Genomic DNA, 21,692 nt, shown 5'->3' with positions numbered 1-21,692 from the left:
TAGGGGTAAAAGTCCCCTACTTTTCAAACAATCACTTATAAAAAGCTGACAAATGGCACGTATCAAAATCACTAAGAAAATGACTGCTAAACAAGCAGAAAAGGCAATCAAGCGACTCGATGACGAAGAAAAAAGAGTATCACTTGTTAACAAGGCATACGCTAAAAAGGAGAAAGTCGAACGCATGAAAAAATAAGGTTTCAGGGCTTAGACTTAAATCTAAGCCCTAAACCATAAAGCTCTAAAATCATGGAAAAAGACTTTGAAAGATTAGAGAGATTGTTGAGGAGTTCAAAGGCTACTATTTGGCGTATAGAAAACAACTCAGGCGTAAAAAAAGGTAGCTACGAAGGAGAAACAACGGAAGACGCTATTCAAGCACTTAGAGACCGTTACAATGACCTTTCAGCAGGTAATTACGTACTCAAATATCGTAAAGCCTCAACAAACGAAAAGGGACAGGATTCTGAAAACTTTGTTGTTCCTCGTAGCGGTAAAGAATCTAGTAACTATCAATCATCAAACAACATGGGAGACTCTCTACAAACCTTACTGCAAATTGTACAACAACAGGCAGAAATGAAGGTTGAAATGCAGTACATGAAAAAAGAGTTAGACCAACTCAAACAGGAGGTAAAAGCCATTTATGATGACCTAACCGACGACGACCCCGAAAATGACAAATCTGCTTTAGATAGGCTCTCAGAAATAGCCGATAAAGTACCCAAAATTGCCAATACTGTTAAGTCATTCAAAGACTTATAAAAGCTAAACAAGGAATCTTAAAACTGTAAAATAACATGGAAACTGCAAACACTAAAAACCCTAAAGATATTGTATTTGAATTTGCTGATATGCTATCAAAAGCATTAGGCACAAACGAAGATCCCAACATTGAAAAAGCTTGTGTAGTACTAATGCACATGACCGAATTAGGGCACAAAAACCCTGCATTTATCCGTAAAGTGTTTTCAGATAAGTTTATGTCTGAAATCGCTGATTTAGTGCCAAAATTCCAACGTGGCGAACTGGGAATGTTTGATTTAATCCCAATCGGCACTAGACTCAAAAAAGTGTTTGAAGATGCTTGATAACGAAAACCAATACCTAACCACAAAGCCCAACTATACGGTAATTATCGTGCTTGGGCTTCTTCTCTTATACTTATTAATCAAAGACGAACTGGCACAGAGCGCACAGATTAACAATGAGAATAAAATCATTGAAGACCCTAATTATAATCTAGCCTCTCAACTTCGTTCAGCGTTCAACATTTCACTTATTTCTGATTGGATTACTACCTATGACGAAGATATGATTTTTGACGTAGCAGGTAAAATTACAGACTGGCAAGGGGTACAACAAGCCTATTACAAACTGTACTCTGAAACCCTGATTTCAAGGCTTGGAAAAGTATTCAAAGACTCCCCCCAAAAGTTGAATCTGTTCTACTCAAAGGTATCAGGTACAAAGAATACTAATCCATTAATCCCCAAAGGTGGAAACCTGAAATTAGGGGCACAAACGACCTCAATAAACCCAACTACAGCCTTTGACCTTGAAGATTCTAGGATTGTACTCAGGACTTATTCAGCAGGTAAAGAAGTAGGTAAATATCTTGGAGACTTCAATAAGCAAATCAAGGGCATCACGTATGCCGTTATCGAAATTCCTTGGTATGTAGTACTTACCAAAAAGGCACTTGTAGTTAAAAACGACCTAATCACATATTAATCATGACAAACGATTTTTTAGGCTTTGGGCTAAAACACACTACCGAGTTAGTGACCAAAAACCCACAGGATGTATCTAGCCACTGTATGGCTATTGATTTCGAAAATACAGGGGACAATACGGCATATATCGCAATCAAAGGCGGTGATGAAAATGTAAAATATACCCTTGCAAAAGGTGATGCCGTTTCTTTCCCTCCCAACGGTTCTACCAATCCAATTTTGCGTGTAGAAGATACTTTTGTTATCACCTTCCAAGTAGGTGCAGGACAAAGTAAAGTACAGGTTACAAAAGGTTATGCAACTCCAAAAGTATTATCATTCCCATGATTAGAAAACGTATCAATATTCAATCACAACTTGATGCAGTAAATCAAGCGGCTGCACAAGCCCTTGCATCTGCACAAAGTGCCGTTTCTGTATCTCAAGGTCAAGCAACGTCAAGACCTTCTACAAGACCTGTTTTTGCATTAGATTTCGCCAATAGTCGCTTTTGGGATCCGAGATTAACTTTCACTCGTTCAGGAGGTGACATTGCTACCTACATTGACAAGCAAGGCGTATTACGAACTGCAAAAGGCAATCAACCCCGATTCACTCACGACCCCTTGACAAAAAAATGTTTAGGGTTGCTTAGAGAAGAATCTCGAGCTAACCTATTTACCTATTCGAATAGCTTTTCTAGAACCGAATGGGGAAAGGTTCGTTCTAATATCGTGATAGATGCCAATGTTCTTGCTCCTGATGGTCTCCCATCTCAAAAATTAGTAGAGGATACAACAGCGAACCTTTCACACCAAATTAGTAGAGGAGATATAGTAGCAACAGTTGGACAGAAGTATTCTAGTTCAATTGCAGTCATGATGGCCGAAAAAAGATATGTACAAGTTCAGCTATCGGGTGCATCTGTGTACGGAGGAATAAACCCAGCTGTAAACGTTGACCTCCTAACTGGTAGTATTGTTCAAACATTCAATTGTGAATCTGCAACAATTGAAAGGACTTCTCTAGGATATTACATTGTTACTGTAACACAGACAGTTTCTGTAGCGGGTAATACAGGCATCAACCTACTATTGCTTGACGATAACAAGAATATTCAGTATACAGGAGACGGGGTTTCAGGTGTATATGTTTTCAACGGACAAATCGAGCTAGGAGCATTCTCAACATCCCCTATTGTGAATACTACAACAGTACAAACAAGAGGAGCAGACGCTATTAATCTAACTGGAACAAACTTCCAAAAGGCTGTTGGAAACCTGAGTGAATTCACAGTATTATATTCTGCACTTAAGGCGAAAGTAAGAAATACTTTCACCGATTATTATAGAATTTCTGGAGATGACACAGCAGGTGGAAATAACTATTGTAAGCTAACTGACCATCAAAATTCACCTCGAATATACCCTGAGGTAATGAAAAATGGAGTGCAAACATATTCATACATGAATGTGAATAATGCACCATTTGGCTCATTTTTCAGTCATGCAATAGCCGTTTCTGCTACCAATACAAAGTCATTCGTTAATAATACTGCTGACTTTTCGGACAATGATGTTCAAGTACCATCAAATTTGAATAGAATTGATTTGTCTGGAGGTGTTACAACGATTATTGCTCATTTCGCAATATGGAATTCACGCTTAACAGATGCAGAAACTCAAGCGCTTACTACCACAGGACTTTCAGGGAAAAATCCTAATCAGATTCCCACGATTGCAGATATAAACCGTTCTGCCTTCGTCGCACCAGAGTCTTTATTATGTTCAATATCACGTCAACACTTCACAATAGACGGAACAGGTGCAAGCATCACCAGAAACATTCGTTTCAATTTCGATTTTGATTTTGAAATTGTAGATTCCAGTGGTTGCGCTATTACCTCCCAACCGTCTGCATCGTGTTTGGCAAACACTGATAACGCTTTAGTTTTTAGTGCGCCACTGGGTAAAAGTCTAACCTATGCAGTGACTCCAAAATTTGAGTATTAACCCTAACCGCCAACAAAACAATGAAGAAGGCTTTAATTACCACTAAATACCCTGTAACGGTTATTCCTACACAAATGCGTTTTGGTTTAACCCGTGATATGTTCGAACTGGAAGGACAAAAACTTTGTGAAATCTCATACGAAATTTTAGCAGATAAGTACCTAAAAACAGTCGAAGTGCCCGACGAAGTAGGAAACCGTACTGAAGAAATTGAATTAGATTTTGCAACACCTGTTTTGTATCATTCAGACCGCAAAATCATTCCTTATGCAATGTATCTGCTTATTGAGCAATACAGAATTAGTAATGAACCCGAACTACTTCAGCAAATCAATACTGCTCTTTTTTCATTCCAGTTCGAAGGCTCTTTGTCTGGTTTCTCCCTTCAGGTATCAGATATTGCCTAGTCATGAATGACATTGTTGTACGATATCTTGAAAACGTAGAGAAATCAGACCTTTGGAGGCTCGAAAAACCTGTACGTTTCAAGGTATCGCAATACGGAACAATCATAATACCACAGGGTTATATCACAGATTTTGCAAGTTCACCGCAAATACTTTGGTGGTTTGTTCCGCCTATTGGAAAGTACAACCGAGCAACACTTTTGCATGACTTCCTTTATGAAAACAGAATACTAGGGTTTAATTACTCAAACAGGGAAGCCCGAAAAATAGCCGATGACACTTTTCTATTAATAGCTAATCAAACAGACCCTAAAGCTAAAATTAAGCACTACATCATGTATCTAGCTTTAAGACTCTTTGGTGGCTTCAGGTGGATTAAATAACCTTGTTATGAATCAAAAAATCATTGTGATTGTGCTAGTACTCTTAATCCTGTACTACACAGTTTTTAAAAGCAACGCAAACGACCTACCAACCACTATGCAACCTATCGACACAACAGTAAGAGGGCAACGGAACAAAAACCCTCTGAACATCAAAAAGGGAGGCTCAACCGACTGGCAAGGAACAGTCGGATACGACGAACAGGGGCACGCCATTTTTTCCAGTATCGAATATGGAATCAGAGCTTCACTAAAAGACCTTTCTGGCAAGATAAACAGAGGGGTAAACACTATCAATAAAATTGTAAGTGTTTGGGCACAAGCTAATACAGGCAACTACGCCAACTATGTATCTAGCAATTCCAAAATAGATAAAAATGCAGTTCTAACCTTTGACAAAGAAACCATGCGAAAAGTAGTGTACTATATGGGAATCTGGGAAAGTAAATACAAGATTTCAAAAGAACAGTACGACACCGCTTGGAATATGCTCTCATAAATGGATATAACCTCTTTCTCTCCACTTCTAAACATAGCCGTTTCATTGTGTTCTGTTATTGGCTTATACATAGCCCAAAACAATAGAATTATCAAAGCAGAGGCAAAACTAAGCGAGTTAGAATCCCGCTTAAACCGTAAAGACAAGTATGATGATGACCTCAAAAAAAAGGTTGATGACATACAGCACATTGTAACTGAAGTTGCAACTATCGTAAAGCAAATAAAGACTTAGGAAAATGAGAAATGACAATAGTAAGGAACTCGAAGAACTGAGAAAAGAAATAGAACTCTTAAAGCAAAGAAAAGGGCTGTTTTCTGGACTTACTGAAGGTGCTCAAAATACTTTCAAAAGCCCTCTTACCTCTATTGTCTCAGTATTATTTGCAAGTCCAGTAGTTTATAAAGGCATTATCCAAAATGATACAACTCTGATTTCTTTAGGGCTTGGTATTGTGTCAAATGGATTACTAACTAATGAAAAAAACCCTCAATAAACCCCTAATCAAATGAAATGGTTAAAATCTTTCTTATTGGTTCTACTCTCTTGTGTGGGACTCTTATTTATGGCTTCAGAAAGTCAAGCAAAACCCAAAACCCCAACGACAATCTATTTATCTGATACAGCAAAGGTTATTCACGTTCCCGACTGCACTTTTGACACCATCCGACTAGGTGAAAGAACCAAGCTGAAAAACAAAGGCAAACGGTACTACTACACTAACAAAGAATGTACAGTTGTAGAAGTAGATAAAAAAGAAAAATCGTGGATCAGCATTGTAGCAAAATTTATACGGAAAGTTCTCAAAGTGTAGCAGATTCCTAATCCTTTTAGCTCCATATAATTAAAAACCCCTCTGACTATGTCGGAGGGGTTTTTTGATGGGATATTAGTTTGTAGCAATCAAATAGACAACTGATATACCCAACTCTTCAATAAAGCTCTTTAGCTCTGCTATGGCAGGTGTAATTGTAGCTTTACTTACTAATACAAGTAACAAGTTCGAATCATAAACTCTCCTTTTGTAGTAAATTACTTGCCCTATAATTCTTTGCATATCGCTTGCTGTCAAATTATCTACAACCTTTAATTCAATACCAATACTTCCATTTCCAATATCAATATCAGCCTTTAAGGCTAGAAAACCTCCTATACTGTATTGTCTATGAACAGTATCTTTTCCATAAATTAAACATAATTGTTCATGGATAAACTTTTCAAGGTCTGATTCACTTGATAACCTCCTTTTATTAATAATGAGGTTATTTAGGATTTCAATAACATCGTTTTTATCTATTCTCAAAAGTATCTCTGAGGCAAAAGATTCTAATGATTCAAAACTGTATGACTGCTCAATTAGGTTGTTACTAAGTGATTTATACAAGTCATTTGTTATTGACATTTTAACCGTTTTATTGACTCTCTTTCTGGTCAAGCTGTCTATTTCAGACTTAATATTTGTCAAAATAATTTCTATTTTTTGACGGCATACACACCTTTCACTAAGTAGTTTTAGATTATAAAGTCTATTAACAGAATTTACAAACTCATACAAATCTGTCTCAGATACACTATTCTTATCAATCAATGAAAGATAGTTTTTAATAGTAGATTTTTGGATAATATTATTCATGTGCATTAGGTTTAGAATATTTTTTTTCAAGCTTTTCAAGTGGTTCTGAAAATTCTGATAATATATCTTGCATACCTAACCAAGCATAATCATGATAGACTTTGTCTTTTATCATGTTGCTTGTTGAGTCTGAAAGAATAAAAATATACTTGTTTTTCGTTCTGTATGGTATTGATGGAACATATTCATACGAAAGAACCGCTTTAGGTTTATTCTCTAACATTGAGTTTTTCAATTGTTCTGAAAAGCTTTTTGAACTCTCAACATTAAACGATTTCCCAACAATGTATAAATCAGGGAATCTCTTTTGTAAATTGTTTACCCAATTTTTTATCTTATTCTCATTAACCTCATTAGAGTTGTCAGAGTGTTTAAAAAAGAATAAAACCTTCGCTTCAGAGTTATAAACAGGCACTTGCTTTTGAACTGTACAGGAAGCAAGTAAAAGGCAGAATAATACTTTTTTCATTACATTAAGTGTTTGGTACTATTAATTATCAAAATTTTATTCATGATGTCAGCATAGTGTTTTTGGGTGGTAACTATGCTTTTATGCCCCAATATCCTACTAACTACTTCAATCGGAACCTTATTAGTCAAAAAGAACATACCCGCAGTTTTCCTTCCTATTTTGGTGGTGAGATTAAAAGGTAAAGACAGCATCTTTTCCAATACATCCAAAGCCCTATTTATTCTATATGTGGGTTGTGTAGGTAGCTGATAATCATACTTTTCTAACATTTTTCGTGCCCTGGGAAGAATTGGAATAATTTGTAAACTCTTATTCCTAGTCTTGCCTCTTGTAATCTTAATACAATCAGAGTCGAAGTTATCTTTACCTAATTTCAAAAGCTCGTTATTATCCAAACTGGTATAGGTTGAAAATAGGAATAAATCGACACAGCTTTGAAACTGCTTATCTGAAAACTTTAATTTCTCAATAGCTTCTACCTGTTCCTCACTCAGATATAAAATTGGCTTTGATGGGTCACGGCTGAAGGATTTCAAGCTCAATTTATTCTCCTCACAAAATCCCTCATCAATACAGTAATCTAAAACCGTGTTAAGATAGCTTATATTCCTAATTGCATGATTATTGGACATTTTTCCGCCTGAAAGAAGGTGCTTGTAGTACTTCTTCTCAAAGCCTTTTTTTACTTCGTGAATTTGGTGATTTTCTCCTACAAAACTTTTCAGATGGTCACGGGAATAATACCATTTCTGAATGGTCTTTTCTGATAACTCCTTATCAGTGCCCTTGTAGCTCTCTTTTTCGTCCTTAATGTATTTTTCAAAAGCTTGTACAAGTGTAGGAGGTGGAACGTCCTTTTCAAGATACATTTTTCGAACGGTAAAAGCGTCTGGAACGTCAAGATTGTTGATAATAGATTTTAGTGTGGTTCTTACATTTTCTAGGGCTTTTCTATCTTCGTGTAGTTCTTCACTACTTCCAATGATAGTTTGTGCTTTCTGAAGCCAATTTTCAGGCTTACACCTGACACCCGAAAAGAAATCTGAAGCGGTCACACCATTGACTGTCAAACGAACATAGATAGGGGTTAGATTGGTGTGTGGATTGTGGTTTTGTGAACGTAAACGGAACTTGATAGAATACAACATTCTTTTTTCATATAGAACTTTTTTTGTTATGTGATTAATAGAGTACCCTAATAACTATACAGTACCCATATTAGTACAAAAAGCAAAAAGCCCTAACATTAAGTATTTTATACTAGAAACCTTAAAGTATGGGCATAAAAAAAGCCACTCGAAAGTGGCTTTACTGTGCTGTGCTCCCTCTCCTGGGCTCGAACCAGGGACCCCATGATTAACAGTCATGTGCTCTAACCGACTGAGCTAAGAAGGAATCTCTTTACAATTTTGTGTTTCTTTGTTCCTGAATTGTGATGCAAAATTATGCGCTTTTTTGTTACTATGCAAGTGTTTTAAGCAAAAAAATTACAAAAAAACGCACACTTTTGTATTATTCCCTGATTTTCAAAAACTTATCTTGTAAACTTTTTTTTAAATTTTTATACCATCGGAACGTGAATAACCTTTTTTGTCTCAAAAAACTCTTCTGTGAAGTATTCGTGTAGTTCAAAGGTTCTTGTCTTTTTTCCTAATTCTTTTAATTCTTCTCCCAAATCGCCTCCTTTCAAATACAAAATCCCGTTTTTGAGCTTATTGTAGCAGTTGATGTTCACTTTGCCTTTTACCCATCCGTAAAATGGAGTAATACGTGTTACGGCACGACTCACGATAAAATCGTATTCGCCATCTACTTGCTCAGCACGGATTTGTTCGGCACGTACGTTTTCCAAACCTAGGGCGTTTGCTACTTCTGTTACGACTTTAATCTTCTTGCCAATGCTATCAATCAAATGAAATTGACAATGCGGAAACATAATCGCCAAAGGAATGCCTGGGAATCCACCGCCTGTACCTACGTCCAAAATTTCAGAGAAATCTTTGAAGTTGACAACCTTGGCAATACCCAATGAATGAAGAATGTGTTTTTCGTAGATGTTCTCAATATCTTGGCGAGATACCACATTAATTTTTTCGTTCCACTCACGATATAATTCGCCCAATTGAGCAAACTGTGCTTTTTGCTTCTCGGTGAGCTGTGGAAAGTATTTTTCTATTAGTTTTGAATCGTTCATAATCGAAAATATGGATAAATAAATTGGTAGGATAGACTAACGCCAACGCATTTTCTTGCGCTTAGGCAGGGTATTGACCACGCCCATCACTACATAGTAAACTGTCATTAAAAAATCCCAATAGGGAATACTGTATGAAGATATGGTTCGGTCGAGACGTGTATTGATTTTACCCAAAACTACCCATTGAACAATCAATCGAAGCAGCCAAAATCCTAATACACAATATACTAGCTGACTAAACACTACCAAAGGTATTAATATGATAAAACTTAACCAAAATAATATCTGAGAGCTCGCTATTATGCCAAGCGTAAGTTTATGATTGGTTTTGTAATGCTTACTTACTGAAATATGTCGAGTCTTTTGGCGATACCAATCTTGCCAGCTATGTTTTGGAATAGAATACATAAATGAGGCTTCGTCCAAACAAATAGCGGTATTCTGCTCGTTGGCTACGTCATTCATGAATAGATCATCGTCACCACCCAAGATATTGGTATGTTTTGCAAACCCTCTGTTTTTGAAAAATAGAGATTTACGATACATCAAATTGCGACCTACGCCCATATAAGGCATTCCGTATAGTGCCAATCCAAAATACTGAACCGCCGTCAAAAGGGTTTCGTAGCGAATAAACTTATTCAGCGTAGTTTTTTCTGGAAAATAGGGTGAAAAACCTAAAACAATTTCTTTGCCTTTGGTCAAGCATGAAGCCATTGATTGAATCCAAGTGCTCGACTGAGGGCGACAATCGGCATCGGTCAATAGAATCACATCGTATTTAGCTGATTTTATCCCTAAAGTCAATGCATATTTTTTGGGAGATAAATGCTCTGGTGTTTCTTCTATTCGGATAAAACGGAGATGCCTGAAATTATGCGCTTCGGTCAGTAAAAAATCGTAAGTACCATCATACGAGCGGTCATCTACGACGATAATTTCAAATTTGGGATACTCTTGTGTATCGAGCACAGGTAATAGCTCTTCGAGATTACGGATTTCGTTCCAACTACATACAATCACCGATACAGGAGGCAATGCCACCAAATCGCTGATAGGTGCTTCATATTGATTGATTTTATTGAAAACATTCAATATAAAATACAGTTGAATCCCAAGGGATAATAGGAACAAAATGAGTAAAAAAGGAACCAAAGCGAACTGACTATTAAGTTTTAAAACGCAAAGATAGTGAATCCTTATCACTGCAATGCTGATAAGTGCGTAGATTTTGGTAACTTTGCAGGCTTTTCGAAAAAGTAGAGTTGCTTAATTATGACCTACTTGTAAGATAGAGTTCATTTTATTTTAGTACGAAAATATGACTTTTGACATACATAGCACCGACCCCAACAGCAAGGCTAGAGCAGGGGTGATTCATACCGACCACGGAGATATCCAAACGCCTATCTTTATGCCTGTGGGTACAGCAGGCTCAGTAAAGGCTGTTCATCAACGTGAATTAAAGGACGATATTAAAGCCCAGATTATTTTGGGAAATACCTACCATTTGTACCTACGCCCGGGTTTAGATGTACTAGAACGCGCAGGAGGTTTGCATAAATTTAATGGTTGGGATAGACCAATTTTGACGGACTCAGGTGGGTATCAGGTATATTCATTGGCGGGTACTGGTCGCAAAATCAAGGAAGAAGGGGTTACTTTCAAATCACATATTGATGGCTCAATTCATCATTTCACGCCTGAGCGTGTGATGGATATTCAGCGAAGTATCGGTGCCGATATTATCATGGCATTTGACGAATGTACGCCATACCCATGCGATTACACGTATGCACGTGAGTCGATGGAAATGACGCATCGTTGGCTCAAGCGTTGTTGTGATCATTTTGATGCTACCGAACCAAAATACGGTTACAGCCAAACGCTTTTCCCTATTGTTCAAGGTAGTGTTTACAAAGATTTACGTGTAAAATCTGCGGAGGTAATCGCTAGTTTTGAACGTGAAGGTAATGCCATTGGAGGCTTGTCGGTAGGAGAACCTGCCGAAATGATGTACGAAACGACCGACATCGTAACAGATATTTTACCAAAAGATAAACCACGTTATTTGATGGGTGTAGGTACGCCTGCCAATATCTTGGAAGGGATTGGATTAGGTATTGATATGTTCGACTGCGTTATGCCTACTCGTAATGCTCGTAACGGTATGTTGTTTACGACAGAGGGTATTATCAATATCAAAAATGAAAAATGGAAGGATGACTATTCGCCGATTGATGCTGGTTTGGATAGTTATGTGAGTAATTTTTACACAAAAGCCTATTTACGCCATTTGGTAAAGGCAGAAGAAATTTTGGGCGCTATGATTGCTAGTGTGCATAACCTAACGTTCTATTTATGGTTAGTTGGTCAAGCACGTGAACATATCTTGGCAGGAACTTTCCGTGCATGGAAAGACCAAATGGTTGTAAAATTGATGCAAAGACTTTAGGGGTATTGAGTTTTATAGAGTAAATGATGATTTATTGATTATTTTCATAGGAATTTTATCAGTAGAGACGCAATGATAGCCTCTCTACTGATAGAATCCAAAATTTAAAATAATCTCTCCATGTTAAATCACTCCATTTGGAATAAGGTCAATACAGCATTTTTTTGAGAACTGTATTTACTTCTCTTTACCAAAACACTGTAAGATTTTATTAAAAATGGTATTGTTTTCGTAAAAACCTTGAAATAAAGTAGAGTTGGGTCCATACGAAAATACCATTACTGGAATACCTGTATGATCAGGTGTTGCAAAACTGCCTTCGAGTTTTCCTGTCGTAAAACTACCATCATGAAGCGTCAAGCCACCTGTTTCGTGATCGGCCGTAACGATAATAGTTGTTTCGCCATTTTTATCGGCAAAAGCCATAGCTTTTCCTATTACTTTATCAAAATCAATCATTTCGTCTACCACAAATGGCAATTGATTGGCATGCCCACCATGGTCGATTTGAGAGCCTTCTACCATTAAGAAAAATCCGTCTTTTGAGGTAGAAAGTTGTGCAATGGCTTTATCAAAAGCTTGAGACAAATATTCGCCACGTCCTTTTTGTTTGGGTTTTACTAATGAATCCTGCACCAATACAATTGCTTTGCTTGGGTTTGCGGGATTCAATTGTGATAAATCGTTTAGGAACAGGGTAGAAGGATATGCCTTTTTCTGTGCTTCACTGATTAGGGTACTTCCACCTCCAATAGCCAATTTGATAGGGCTTTTCAACAAATCTTTGATGATTTCGCTGCTCCAACTACGTTCGGGCTGGTGTGCATAAAACCCTGCTGGAGTAGCACCCGTAATTTCTTCAGCCACTACGACTCCCGATGGAATCTTGTATCGATTAAGTACCTCTGGCAAGGTCGGAATACTATCACCTTTGGTATCTACTGACAGATAGCGATTATTGGTCTTTTGTCCGGTGGCCATAGCAGTAGCACCCGCCGCAGAATCAGTATTGTAATTATCGGCAGAACTGGTTTTGGACAAACCTATTTGTTTCATTCTAAATACATTCAAATCTCCTTTATTTCCAGTAAATCCTGCATAAATCTGAGCAATACCCATTCCGTCGCCAATCAATAGAATCACATTCTTTGATTTTTTTTGAATTCCATCCGACTTAAAGGTTGGATAGTAGGCTTCATGAGTAGGTTTTACTAAAGAAAGATTACTAGGAAGTTTTTGAAGATACTCACTCAATTGTTCTAAATGGTCGGTACCAATCCAATCCATTCCTAATTTGATAAAACTAATATAGGCAGTGCGATTGTCTGGTGCTCCCCAAAAGCGAACAGTTTTGTGAGCGGCATGCCATTTGATTACAAAGGCTTCCAAACGTTTATATTCATTGGCTGGCAAACGACCTAGCCCATTCCATTTAGAAAAATCTCTAAAAGAGGCACTAATCATCGGAACACGCCACTGCAGATTTGCGGGATAGGTTTCATTATCCCTTCCGTCAAAGTAAAAAATTTCATCAAATTGAGTCCAAGTACTTGGAGCAGGTCGCTCGCCACTTATCACGATTTGAATCGCATTGGGATTGTTTTTTCTATCAAAATATTGACGATAAGGCTGTATCTGTTTTTGTAAAGCAGTTAAAGTAGAGACTCCATCCGTTTTTAAGTCAATCAATAACTGAAATGGTCGGACTCCATTAGGATTAATAGATGCTTCTCTCAAGATAGGTTCTAAATATAGCTTACGAAAGGTACGGGCAGGCGAAATATCTTTATCTTCATGCGAAACAAATATTTCGTCCTTTTGTAAAAATACATCAGCTTCTATCGAACCAAACCCTAGGCCAAATGCCTGATAAAAGGGCTGTTGGTGTTCATAATCATTGTGTGAATGAGCATTTTTGAGTGTGTAGCTTTGGGCAAAAATCGCATTGCCAAAACAACACAGAATGCTAAAAAGAAGGAATTTTTTCATTGATTTTTACGAAAATTGGAATTATTGAATACTTTTTACTCGGTCAGGATAATCAGTAATGAGTCCATCGGTACCGAGTTCTTTCATTTTTTTCATATCCGAAATTTCATTGACTGTCCATGGCATCAATTTTACATTTTTGTCATGGCAAGCTTTTACTCTTTCTGGTGTAACTAACTTAAAATAAGGACTATAATAAACTGGTAAAAAACCTAAAGCATCGAATGTTGCTTCGGGGCTTAGCTCACCCGTCAGAGCAGACAATTGCACTGGCATATATTTGCCTGTATCAATTTGTTTTTTCCAGTGTTTTAAAACAGCAAAGTCAAAGCTTTGAAGGATGATACGGTCGGCAGGTAGGAGTTTTTTTAAGTCTTTATGTACCAAATCCGAAAACTCTTCAACAGTAGCGGGTTGGTAAATACCGTACTCTTTTTCACCCGATTTGATTTCTACATTATACTTTACAGGAGGTAAACCATTCTTTTTGATATATGCTTCGCAGGCCTTTATCATTTCGCTCAATAGAGGCTTATAGGTTGCAACCTTTTGTTGCTCAGGAAAACCCGCATTCCCACGTATTCCAGAATCATATTTCTTGATTTCTTGGTAAGTCATCTGGTACAAATTCAGTGATTTTTCTTCTTGTTTGCTCACTGGCGTACCATCGGGTTTAGACATATAAGAGGATAACATATAAGGCTCATGCGAAACCACCACTTTATGGTCTTTGGTTATGCATACGTCCAATTCGAGTGTATTTACCCCTAAATCTATGGCTTTTTTGAATGCTTCGATGGTGTTTTCTGGCATCAATCCTCTTGCGCCACGGTGTCCTTCTATTTCAAAAGTTTGTGCCAATAAGGCCGATTTAATGGAGGCAAAAGTGAGCAATGTTACTAAAAAGAGCTTTTTCATAAAATTGAATATTTAGTTTTTGGACGAATCGATGATAAACATACTAGTCGGAGTTGTTCAAAAGATACAAGCTTTTTTAACAATTCATATCCCTAACTTATGGCTTTTTAGGTATTAGAATAATTAGTTCTCTATAAAAGAACCACAAAAGTAGGTTCTACTTTTTGCTTGAGTATTAATCCTATTTTATGGTTGTGTTAAAGTAATTTTACCCGCAATAGGCTGTAAGCTATATGCCATAAGCAATATGTTGTGCTTGCCTAATGCCTACGGCTTATAGCTTATAGCTTATAGCCTAGAGCCTAGAACCAAGTACTTAAATTTTTAACTTACCAACTTAAACCTTTTAGAATACACACAATCCAATTGCGGAAATAAATCATTCTTCAAAAGTTTAACTCGAACACTTAAAGTCATGAAAAAATTATTGTTGATGGCAGCTATCGCTAGTTTTACACTAGGAACAACATTGGCGCAAGATGTGCCTACCAAAAAAGGGAAAAGGGAATGGAAAGCGGATTCGACAAACCGCCATAAAGGGCATGGACAAGGACGTCCAAAGCGGGATTCTTTAATCCGCAAAGAAGGTAAGAGACCTTCTCGACCAAATAATTAAAACATAGATAGGCTCGAATTTAGTGAATACGGTGTGAGTAAATTTTAAAAGTTTTTTACTCAAGTAAGTAAAGAGACGTTATTAGGTTAACAGTATATCTGTTATTGTAACATAATCAAAAAGGTTATCCTCAACTTTTACCTTTGAGATACTATTGATTTAATCTTTCCTGCTACTTAATCGTGTAGAATTAGATTGGAGTTATCAGGCAATGGACTGTAGGCCGTAGGCCTACAGCAAATACTTAAACCTAAATTTGGGATAACCCTTGTCAGTTGAAATTATAGAATACACTCCTGAATTTGTACTTGTAGAGCTTTCCAATCGAGTGGCTCGGAAGAAATGAGTTCTAAACGACTATCTCTTCTGTAGGCCAAATAATGGCTTGTTGGCATTCCTTCTACGCAATTGTATAAATACCAATCTTCTCCCGTTCGTAAAATTCCTTTAGCTCGGTGGATTTTACTGTCGAAATACCAGCGTACAATCAACATATTGAGTTTGTTGAGGTCGAATACTTCTTTATGAGAAAAAATCCAGCCACATGAGTAGCTCCCCAAGCCTTTGTTGGGCTTCATGAGGGGTTTTCCTACTCTTGGAACTTGCTGGAATAAAACGGATTGGGGCGTATGATTTTCTACTGGCGATTCATGTTGCAAATGTTCATTTGGGAATTGAGGTAAACGATTTTCATCAATTCCTAAACTTAACCATTCGGGTTTTAGACGCCCTTGCTCTATTCTATCGACAACTAATTTTTGGGGATACAATTCTTCGGCATATTCCCAAAAAAACTCAAGTTCCTCCTCTGTACACAAATCTGTTTTGTTGGCTACCAACACGTCTGCCAAAGATATCTGATCAAGATAAGTCCCATCGGTTTGGTAACGCTCACGACTCAATTGTGCTGGATTTAGGATACAAATGGTGGTATCTATATAAATATCATTGGAAAAGGCACGGCTACGCAACAAATCCAAAATACTGGCAGGATGCCCCATACCTGTTGGTTCAATCAAGATACGATTGGGACGCAAACGTGTCAGCATCATTTGAAGTGAAAAATGCATGTTTTGTGCTGCCGAGCAACAAATACAACCTCCTTCCACTTCCATGACTTGCAATTCCTTGTCGCCTTCAGATGCCAACGTAAGGTGGTCGATAGACACTTCGCCAAAGTCATTGACTAATACAGCCCATTTTTCGTCTTCTGGCTTTTGTTTGAGCAAGTTGACGATAGCGGTTGTTTTTCCAACTCCCAAATAGCCAGTAATCAAATTGACTGGTATTCTTTCCAACATAATTTTATCTTTTTACTGAAACGTATACGCTTTAATAGTGAATGATTTCAAACTATTGCAGATTCGGGATTTTCAATTTCGGATATAAAGTAAAATACCTTTATTTTTTACAAAAAATCGAAGCTTACACTTCCGAAATCCAACATCCGATATCCGATAGATTCTCACGTTTATTCTCGTTCCATATTGCGTTTTACATCTTTTTCCTTGATGGTTTCACGCTTATCGTACAGTTTTTTACCTTTTGCCAGAGCGATTTCAATTTTTGCAAAACCTCTATCCGAAATATACATCCGTGTAGGAACCATCGTTAAGCCTTGGTCTTTGAGTTTGTTTTGCAACTTACCCAATTCGCGCTTGGTCAATAGCAATTTTCTATCACGAAGAGGTTCGTGATTATAGTGAGTTCCTTCGCTATATTTCGAAATATTCATCTGACGGATGAATAGCTCTTCATTCAAAAACACGCAATAGGCATCTGTTAGGTTTACTTTTCCTTGACGAATAGATTTGATTTCGGTACCCATAAGCATAATTCCAGCCGTATAGGTTTCGAGGAAAAAGTACTCAAAAGAGGCTCTTTTGTTTTTGATGTTAATACTTTTTTCAATTTTTTCTTTTCCCATTTTTTTAATTGTGTTTTTTTGAATTATGAATGAGAGATTAGTACTGTACGAAGGATTATAAAAACTGTTTATTTCGGATGTTGGATTTCGGAAGTATAATCTTCTATATTTTGCAAAAAACAAAGGTATTTTACTTTATTTCCGAAATCAGAAATCCCAAATCTGCAATAGTTTGAAATCATTCGTACAGCCCTAATGAGAGATTTATCTCATTCATTTCAATTTCATCAATAGTTTTTTGCTCTAGTTATGACAAAAAAAGCCATACAGTTTGTGGCTGTATGGCTTTATGAGCAAAAGACTTATAGGCTAAGTCGGGCAGATAAGATTATTTCTTAGCAGCACCTTTTTTCTCAGCGTATTCTTTGTTAAGACCGTCGATAATTTGCTGTGTTACATCTACTGCGTTATCAGCATATAGAATACCACCACCATTTGAACTATAACCTAAAACAAACTCGTATTTGTTCTCAGCATTGTGCTTTTTGATATACTCACGAATGTTTGTGTAAAGCTCTTCTTGTTTTTTAGCCTGCTCTTGAGCCAAAGCTGCTTGCTTTTGTTGGCTGTATTGTTGCAATTCGCCAGCTTTCTTTCTCAACATCATGTCTGCTGCTTGTAACTCTGCTTGAGTCATTGCTTGCGCACGTTGCTGAATAGCAGCACCTTCTGTTTGAAGAGCACGCTCACGTTGACCTAAATCAACTTGCAAACGGTAACCTTTGTTTTCAAATTCTTTTTGAGCGTCTTTGTAAAATTGATAATTAGCCAATAAAGAATCTGTATTTACAAAAACTACTTTTTTTCCGTCAACTGAAATTGCAGCAGAAGATGAAGAAGCTGTACTTGCTTTTTCTTCGCCTTTGTTACAAGAGAATAAAGTTGTTGCAATTGCCAAACCTCCACACAAAATTAGGGATAATTTTTTCATTTTTGAATTGTTAATAGTATTGATAAATCAGATGATACATGTTAAAAAATGTTTGCAAAGATAGTTTTTTTTAGGAATTATCCATCGTTTTCTCACTGTTACTCAGCACAGTATTGGTGTGGGTGGCTGCCTATCTATCTGATGCTAATCTTTGACAAGATAATCATTCTTGAACCAATAATGCAAATTAGGGCTCGGTTATAGCACAATTTGAAAGCTTATGACGTACCGAAGGGCTTATTTCTTTATTAGTTGCTTTACTTGAAAACCACTCAGTGCTCCGAGCCCGCCAACTAATCCTCCTACGATAAGAGTTACGATAAATAAGGCAGCAGCACTGCCACCCAGCGGTAAAACTCCCGCAATTTTAGTTGTTAAAATACCTTCACTTCGCCAGTGGCTCCAGAAAGCCATTGTCAACCAAACGATGATATTGACAAATGCGCCAACGCGGAAAGCACCCCCTGCCGAGCCTGCTAATAAAAATGCCGCAATAGCACTTGCCAAAGCCACAGACCACCACGGCAATAAGTACTGAAATAAGATAACTAAGGCCAATAATAACCCTGCAAAAGGACTGAGTATTTTGTTATTTGAAGATGCGCTCATTTGCTTTCTACTATTTTGAATAAAACATCGTAAAATGATATAAGGGAATAATCTTGTTATTTCTTTTTCAAGACTAAAGTTTGTTTGATTCTTTCGCTTTTTTCTTCTTTGTTTTGTAAGAAAAGCAACGAATTTAACTCTCCTTTGCGCCAAGTTTCGATCATATCATCATAATGTGGGCTTCCTGGGTTTCCTGATTGTCCGCCAGGGAACACGCCATATCCTTTTACGGATTTGTCTTTGCCCAATTGCACAATCATCCGCCAAGATGGCCCTGTCCGAGCCGTTGTAGCATTTACGATTCCGCTTCCCCCACCGATTTTGACATCCATTTTGCTCAAAGCATCAAGCCCCGGAATAAGGTGTCTGATGTCTGTCGACTTATATTTTTCCCAAGCCCAAGCTGTTCCAATTGGAGCTTTTTGCCATTTGGTCAAACTATCTATTGTTGCATTGAGCGTTACGTTAGCCAATTCTTCGATGGTCTCTTTTTTGTCTTTGGTTCTAACATCGTCAAACCATTTAGCATCTGGTTGCTTCAAGATTAATTGAAGTGTACGTGCATGTGATGGAGATTTCATCGGAATATTTTTATCATAGCCAAAGTCATCCTCCCAAATAGCATTGTTCAGCAATTCTACCCAAACCGTAAATACCGTTGGGCCTATTTCGTCAGGATTATTGTATTTGTTCCAAAGTTGTAAGACACGTAATGCTGCCATTTGTTTTTGGGTAGGTTTTTTCACAAAACTCAACATCGTTGGCAACCAGTCTTCTGCTTTGAGGTTATAATTATCATTTTGTAATTCTCTCAAACTATCCACGGTGGCCTTATTCATCGTTTGCAAACGAGTATTGATACGGCGACCACGTTCGGCAGGAGCAAATTCCCAGTTGATATAGTAAGGATACTTAGGATCAGTCGACGATTGGTTTGCAGAGCTCACAAAACCACGTTTAGGATTTTTCACATGCGGGTTATGCAACTGAGGAATAAAACCTTGCCAATCTGCCGCAGGGTTAGTGCCATCCAAAATATATTTGCCTTGCTCACGAGCCTTTAACGGGAATTTTCCATTGACCCACAAGGCAATATCGTTTTGATTACTAGCAAAAATAAAGTTTTGGGCAGGAGCCGAATAATACCCTAATGCTTTTACATATTCATCATAATTTTTAGCACGGTTCAAATGATAAAAAGCACTCAATTCCTGCGATTTTTCATGAGCAATCCAACGCAAGGCGTGCCCAGTTGGGATATTGTCCCGAATAGGCTTTTCGTTGTCCAAATACACAACAGGACCATGGTGTGTATAAAGAACGGTATCTACTACCGTTTTTCCACCCTTTACGGTATAGGTTTCTATTCGTTTTTGTATCTTTTTCCATTGGTTATCGTGCCAATATTCTTCTTTTTTCGCATCCTTAAATTTTACTTGATACCAGTCTACTACATCGGCACCTACATTGGTTACGCCCCAAGCAATATCGTTGTTGAAACCGATAATTACATTTGGCGTTCCGGGCATGGTAGAGCCGTAAACGTTAATTCCTGGGGCTGTCAACTGAACTTGATACCAAATAGAAGGTAGGCTCAAGGTTAGGTGAGGATCATTGGATAAAATGGGTAAGCCTGTTACAGATTTTTGGCCACCCACAGCCCAGTTATTAGAACCAATTCCTTTGTCGCGTTCTTCGGCAACTTTGGAGCTTCCGATTCCGATAAAATCAACAGGGGCTTTGGGTAATGGGATAGGCTTAAAATCTACAGGTGTTCCTTCTGGAATAATAGGGCTTTCTTTGAAAGGATAATTAGGAAAAAGCTCCTCAGCAATAGCTTTACCGTATTTTCCTAGAATATTGGTCATGCGCAAATCGTCTGTACCAGAAGCAAGGACAAATGACATATTTTTAAGAAACAAAGCACTTTTGATAGGTGTCCAAGGCTCGGGAGCATAACCCAGCAATTTATATTCTAGGGGATAATCTCTTGGTTTGAGTTGTGTAATATAGGCGTTGATTCCATCAGAATAAGCTTCAAGTGCAACTTTTCCTTTAGGGTCTTCCATCATTCCTTCAAAAGATTTTTCTGCGCCAAAAACTGCCCCCATTCTTCGTTGATAGCGGTCTTGTTCGAGGGCTTTTTCACCTACAATTTCTGTTAAACGGCCTGCGGCAAAATGAGTCTGAAATTCCATTTGCCAAAGTCGGTCTTTAGCTGTTACATAGCCTTGTGCCAAATACAAATCGTGGTCATTTTGGGCAAAAATATGCGGTACGCCAGTTTCGTCATATTCTACAGTCACTTCCTCTTGCAAGCCTGAAATATTTAAAATTTGAGGCTCTGATTTAGGAGAAATAGATTCAGCATTAGTCCAGAAACCTGTAAATGGACTTAGAAAATTCCCCATTGGAGGAACATTTCCCCAGCCACGATTCAAGGCATAACAAATGCCTACAGTAATACTGATGGTAACAAGAGTTTTGACAACTTTCATTAGGTTCTTGTGTTTTAGTTTGGTGAATCGGTAAGTGTACAGTGTTTAATTATTGAACAATTACAATATTAATTATAAATATAGACATTAGGAATTGAAGAACAATTCGTTAAGCCAATACATTGAATAAATAATACAACTTTAATTCCAAACCAAGGTTATTCGTAGATTTGTGATGGGCAATAAGGAATCAATAAAGGACTTTGAACTATTGCGGGTTGGGGGATTTATGATTTCAAAAGAGAAGTAAAATGGCGTTGTTTTTATAAAATAGGATTTAAAGTAAGTAAAAGGAAAGATCAAATTAATAGTATCTCATAGGTAAAAAACAAGGTTAACCTTTTGATTATTAATATATTACAATAACTGACATACTATTAACCTGATTACTGGACAAATTTGAAGATACTAGTTCAAGACTTAGTCTTGGA

The 21,692-nt window shown here is 37.4% G+C and carries 25 protein-coding genes and 1 tRNA gene; 13 read left to right on the top strand and 13 right to left on the bottom strand.

The genetic code is table 11. From position 1 onward, the window contains the following. Positions 1 to 52 precede the first annotated feature (52 nt). The 11 genes from ACOVQ4_RS20925 (at position 53) to ACOVQ4_RS20875 (ending at position 5,830) form a co-directional block, all read left to right on the top strand. Positions 53 to 196: a hypothetical protein gene (locus ACOVQ4_RS20925; RefSeq protein WP_283381475.1), complete on the top strand. Its 144-nt coding sequence runs from the start codon at positions 53 to 55 to the stop codon at positions 194 to 196. 53 nt (positions 197 to 249) lie between these two features. Next, complete coding sequence (locus tag ACOVQ4_RS20920; RefSeq protein ID WP_421822547.1) at positions 250 to 765, top strand: hypothetical protein; 516 nt, start codon at positions 250 to 252, stop codon at positions 763 to 765. 35 nt (positions 766 to 800) lie between these two features. Next, a complete protein-coding gene (locus tag ACOVQ4_RS20915; RefSeq protein ID WP_421822546.1) occupies positions 801 to 1,091 on the top strand; it encodes a hypothetical protein in 291 nt (96 codons plus the stop codon). Then, on the top strand, positions 1,084 to 1,734 hold the full coding sequence (locus ACOVQ4_RS20910; RefSeq protein WP_283381478.1) for a hypothetical protein: 651 nt from the start codon (positions 1,084 to 1,086) through the stop codon (positions 1,732 to 1,734). Before ACOVQ4_RS20915 ends, ACOVQ4_RS20910 begins: the two co-directional genes overlap by 8 nt. 2 nt (positions 1,735 to 1,736) lie before the next feature. Beyond that, positions 1,737 to 2,063, top strand: a complete 327-nt coding sequence (locus ACOVQ4_RS20905; protein ID WP_421822545.1) for a hypothetical protein — start codon at positions 1,737 to 1,739, stop codon at positions 2,061 to 2,063. Continuing rightward, complete coding sequence (locus ACOVQ4_RS20900) at positions 2,060 to 3,727, top strand: phage head spike fiber domain-containing protein (protein WP_421822544.1); 1,668 nt, start codon at positions 2,060 to 2,062, stop codon at positions 3,725 to 3,727. The genes ACOVQ4_RS20905 and ACOVQ4_RS20900 overlap by 4 nt, the downstream gene beginning before the upstream one ends. A 20-nt stretch (positions 3,728 to 3,747) precedes the next feature. Then, positions 3,748 to 4,134: a hypothetical protein gene (locus ACOVQ4_RS20895; RefSeq protein ID WP_421822543.1), complete on the top strand. Its 387-nt coding sequence runs from the start codon at positions 3,748 to 3,750 to the stop codon at positions 4,132 to 4,134. Positions 4,135 to 4,136: 2 nt separating this feature from the next. Further along, positions 4,137 to 4,517, top strand: coding sequence for a DUF1353 domain-containing protein (locus tag ACOVQ4_RS20890; protein ID WP_421822542.1), 381 nt, complete (start codon positions 4,137 to 4,139; stop codon positions 4,515 to 4,517). A 7-nt stretch (positions 4,518 to 4,524) separates the two neighbouring features. Then, on the top strand, positions 4,525 to 5,016 hold the full coding sequence (locus tag ACOVQ4_RS20885; RefSeq protein WP_283381483.1) for a hypothetical protein: 492 nt from the start codon (positions 4,525 to 4,527) through the stop codon (positions 5,014 to 5,016). A gap of 238 nt (positions 5,017 to 5,254) precedes the next feature. Further along, entirely contained in the window at positions 5,255 to 5,512 is a 258-nt protein-coding gene (locus tag ACOVQ4_RS20880) for a hypothetical protein (RefSeq protein ID WP_421822541.1), read from the top strand. A gap of 12 nt (positions 5,513 to 5,524) precedes the next feature. Then, positions 5,525 to 5,830: a hypothetical protein gene (locus ACOVQ4_RS20875; protein WP_421822540.1), complete on the top strand. Its 306-nt coding sequence runs from the start codon at positions 5,525 to 5,527 to the stop codon at positions 5,828 to 5,830. Positions 5,831 to 5,905: 75 nt separating this feature from the next. Here the strand turns inward: ACOVQ4_RS20875 and ACOVQ4_RS20870 are convergent, their stop codons facing one another. The 6 genes from ACOVQ4_RS20870 to ACOVQ4_RS20845 all read right to left on the bottom strand — a co-directional run bounded on the left by ACOVQ4_RS20870 (position 5,906) and on the right by ACOVQ4_RS20845 (position 10,413). Beyond that, the gene (locus ACOVQ4_RS20870) at positions 5,906 to 6,649 is read right to left on the bottom strand and encodes a hypothetical protein (RefSeq protein ID WP_421822539.1); all 744 of its coding nucleotides are present in this window, start codon (positions 6,647 to 6,649) and stop codon (positions 5,906 to 5,908) included. Then, positions 6,642 to 7,118 (bottom strand): hypothetical protein, encoded by a 477-nt coding sequence (locus ACOVQ4_RS20865; RefSeq protein WP_421822538.1) that lies wholly within the window; start codon positions 7,116 to 7,118, stop codon positions 6,642 to 6,644. Before ACOVQ4_RS20865 ends, ACOVQ4_RS20870 begins: the two co-directional genes overlap by 8 nt. After that, positions 7,118 to 8,269: a tyrosine-type recombinase/integrase gene (locus tag ACOVQ4_RS20860; protein ID WP_421822537.1), complete on the bottom strand. Its 1,152-nt coding sequence runs from the start codon at positions 8,267 to 8,269 to the stop codon at positions 7,118 to 7,120. The genes ACOVQ4_RS20865 and ACOVQ4_RS20860 overlap by 1 nt, the downstream gene beginning before the upstream one ends. Positions 8,270 to 8,442: 173 nt before the next feature. Next, positions 8,443 to 8,516: transfer RNA gene (locus tag ACOVQ4_RS20855), tRNA-Asn, on the bottom strand. A 166-nt stretch (positions 8,517 to 8,682) separates the two neighbouring features. Beyond that, the gene (gene rsmG, locus ACOVQ4_RS20850) at positions 8,683 to 9,315 is read right to left on the bottom strand and encodes a 16S rRNA (guanine(527)-N(7))-methyltransferase RsmG (RefSeq protein WP_166579928.1); all 633 of its coding nucleotides are present in this window, start codon (positions 9,313 to 9,315) and stop codon (positions 8,683 to 8,685) included. Between the two features lie 36 nt (positions 9,316 to 9,351). Further along, positions 9,352 to 10,413: a glycosyltransferase gene (locus tag ACOVQ4_RS20845; protein ID WP_421822536.1), complete on the bottom strand. Its 1,062-nt coding sequence runs from the start codon at positions 10,411 to 10,413 to the stop codon at positions 9,352 to 9,354. Positions 10,414 to 10,639: 226 nt separating this feature from the next. On the opposite strand from ACOVQ4_RS20845, the gene tgt reads away from it, so the two are divergent. After that, on the top strand, positions 10,640 to 11,773 hold the full coding sequence (tgt, locus tag ACOVQ4_RS20840; protein ID WP_166579930.1) for a tRNA guanosine(34) transglycosylase Tgt: 1,134 nt from the start codon (positions 10,640 to 10,642) through the stop codon (positions 11,771 to 11,773). 177 nt (positions 11,774 to 11,950) lie between these two features. Here the strand turns inward: tgt and ACOVQ4_RS20835 are convergent, their stop codons facing one another. Together ACOVQ4_RS20835 and ACOVQ4_RS20830 are read right to left on the bottom strand one after the other, a co-directional pair. Next, positions 11,951 to 13,762: an alkaline phosphatase gene (locus ACOVQ4_RS20835; protein WP_421822535.1), complete on the bottom strand. Its 1,812-nt coding sequence runs from the start codon at positions 13,760 to 13,762 to the stop codon at positions 11,951 to 11,953. A gap of 21 nt (positions 13,763 to 13,783) precedes the next feature. After that, complete coding sequence (locus tag ACOVQ4_RS20830) at positions 13,784 to 14,680, bottom strand: glycerophosphodiester phosphodiesterase family protein (protein ID WP_421822534.1); 897 nt, start codon at positions 14,678 to 14,680, stop codon at positions 13,784 to 13,786. 415 nt (positions 14,681 to 15,095) lie between these two features. Here ACOVQ4_RS20830 and ACOVQ4_RS20825 point away from each other — a divergent pair, with 415 nt between their 5' ends. Next, complete coding sequence (locus ACOVQ4_RS20825) at positions 15,096 to 15,296, top strand: hypothetical protein (RefSeq protein ID WP_421822533.1); 201 nt, start codon at positions 15,096 to 15,098, stop codon at positions 15,294 to 15,296. 281 nt (positions 15,297 to 15,577) lie between these two features. Here ACOVQ4_RS20825 and ACOVQ4_RS20820 read toward each other — a convergent pair whose 3' ends face one another. From ACOVQ4_RS20820 to ACOVQ4_RS20800, 5 genes are all read right to left on the bottom strand, one after another. Continuing rightward, positions 15,578 to 16,597 carry a CobW family GTP-binding protein gene (locus ACOVQ4_RS20820; protein WP_421822532.1) on the bottom strand — a complete coding sequence of 340 codons (1,020 nt, stop codon included), beginning with the start codon at positions 16,595 to 16,597 and terminating at the stop codon, positions 15,578 to 15,580. 170 nt (positions 16,598 to 16,767) lie between these two features. Then, positions 16,768 to 17,223, bottom strand: a complete 456-nt coding sequence (smpB, locus tag ACOVQ4_RS20815) for an SsrA-binding protein SmpB (protein ID WP_421822531.1) — start codon at positions 17,221 to 17,223, stop codon at positions 16,768 to 16,770. A gap of 328 nt (positions 17,224 to 17,551) precedes the next feature. Next, the gene (locus tag ACOVQ4_RS20810; RefSeq protein WP_421822530.1) at positions 17,552 to 18,154 is read right to left on the bottom strand and encodes an OmpH family outer membrane protein; all 603 of its coding nucleotides are present in this window, start codon (positions 18,152 to 18,154) and stop codon (positions 17,552 to 17,554) included. 237 nt (positions 18,155 to 18,391) lie between these two features. Then, positions 18,392 to 18,763 (bottom strand): hypothetical protein, encoded by a 372-nt coding sequence (locus ACOVQ4_RS20805; RefSeq protein ID WP_421822529.1) that lies wholly within the window; start codon positions 18,761 to 18,763, stop codon positions 18,392 to 18,394. A 56-nt stretch (positions 18,764 to 18,819) separates the two neighbouring features. Next, entirely contained in the window at positions 18,820 to 21,261 is a 2,442-nt protein-coding gene (locus ACOVQ4_RS20800; RefSeq protein ID WP_421822528.1) for a penicillin acylase family protein, read from the bottom strand. Positions 21,262 to 21,692: the final 431 nt, after the last annotated feature.

Source organism: Flectobacillus sp. (genome assembly GCF_049240685.1).
GTDB lineage: Bacteria > Bacteroidota > Bacteroidia > Cytophagales > Spirosomataceae > Flectobacillus.
Note: the sequence above shows the minus strand (reverse complement) of the source record. Positions and strands in the feature narration are given on the sequence as shown.